Source organism: Bradyrhizobium sp. Leo78 (genome assembly GCF_059512425.1).
In genome coordinates, this window is record NZ_JCAMOT010000286.1 from 1 (window position 1) to 378 (window position 378).

At 58.2% G+C, this 378-nt stretch carries 1 protein-coding gene; it reads right to left on the reverse strand.

What is annotated here, in order from left to right; translation table 11 throughout:
- The coding region (locus AC5ZG1_RS44715) for a substrate-binding domain-containing protein (RefSeq protein WP_496136618.1) at window positions 1-342 on the reverse strand (342 nt) is incomplete at its 3' end.
- Window positions 343-378: the final 36 nt, after the last annotated feature.

The window sequence follows — 378 nt, forward strand, 5'->3', positions numbered from 1 at the left end:
CAGGTTGGAAGGAACGTTGTTGATGTAAACCAGCGGAATGCCGGCATCCGCCGCCATCTTGGTCATCTGCGGCCCGAGATCGCCATCGGAAACCGCCAGGATGATGGCGTCGACCTTGTCGGCGATGAGCTTCTGAACCTGCTTCTTCTGAAGCTCGTTGTCGCCCTTGGCGTTCTCGGTAACCAGCTTGAGGCCGGAGACCGTCTCCCCGCGGGCGACGACGCCATTGAGAAGCGCCGTCCTGAATTTGTCGAGATCGGACATCGAAACGCCGATCGTCTGAGCATTGGCGACAGAGACCGACATCGCCAAGGCGATGGATGCAAGCGTGGCCGTTTTCATGAATTCCCCTGCGCAATTCGGATAGAACCGCGTTAT